Below are 1,069 nucleotides of genomic sequence, written 5' to 3' on the forward strand. Positions count from 1 at the left end.
GCTCAGGGCGTGAGAAGAAATGAGCCTTCCGACTCGTCGAACCAGCCTTGCGCTATGGCGAGCAGGAGGTTGTGGGCGACGAGTGCGAGCAACCACGCGGCTTCGGCTCGCTTGCGACCTCGTACGTGAAGCCTGCGCAGTCCCTGGCGCTCCTTGACCTGCGCATTGAGCAACTCCGCCGTCGGTGCGCGCTGGGCGTAGGTGCGCTTGCCTGCGGGTGTCTGCATCCGCGCACGCCACGCATTGCTGGGGTCGCCTCGTTGGCCCCTGCGCCGCCCCTCCGGTGGCAGCAGGTTCTTGCGCGCCGGTAAGGGAGAAAAGACACGAATGCCCTGCGACTCGAGCGCGGAGAAGGCCTTGAGATTCCGATAGGCCCCGTCCACCAACCAGGCATCGGGCCTGAGTCCCAGGACGCGGGCCACCCATTGCACCATGGGGAGCAGCTGTGCAGCGTCCGCCCCCTCATCGGTGACACGACCGGCCAATGCCAACCGGCTCTCGACGTCCGAGACGGCCTGCGCGTTGTAGGCAGGACGGAAGCCGCCGTCTGGCATGCGCATCACCTGGGCCTGTGGGTCGGTGAGAGAGGCTCGGGGTTCGCCATGAGCGCCCCCCTTCGCACGTTGCTTACGCCGTGCTGCTGCCGGCAGTGCAGCGAGCGCGAGTGCCGCCCGGGCCTGTAAATCGGCGCGAGCGCGTTTGCGTGCTGCACGTGCCTTGGTACTCGCGCCCTGCTGGCACGGGCCGGCCGCAGCAGCCACGGTTGCCCGCTTCTGTAGGGTGGCCTTGCGGTGAAAAGAAGCAGCCCCTGCTGAAGCACGCACACGCGTGCCGTCCTGCGCAAGTCGCCGTGGCCGGTGTACGGCACCGCGACTGCACAGCTCATCCAGCATCTTGCCCAGCAACGCCCGGAAGGCAGGGCCTGAGCGTGTCATGAAGGAGGACAGCGTATGCGCCGACACATTGACGCCGCCGCACAACCACCAATACGCAACGTCCGTACGCAGCCTCGCCGCAATGGCGTGAGCGCTGGAGAGGCCCTCCATCTGCCCGTACACCCACAGCGCTA

1 protein-coding gene is annotated in these 1,069 nt (G+C 67.3%); it reads right to left on the reverse strand.

Annotation, left to right across the window (positions count from 1 at the left end; all coding sequences use genetic code 11):
• Positions 1-2: 2 nt before the first annotated feature.
• Positions 3-1,069: transposase (locus tag D7Y11_RS42670; protein WP_126936520.1), on the reverse strand; the 1,067-nt coding region annotated here is incomplete at its 5' end.

This window comes from Corallococcus sp. AB018, assembly GCF_003986945.1.
GTDB lineage: Bacteria > Myxococcota > Myxococcia > Myxococcales > Myxococcaceae > Corallococcus > Corallococcus exiguus.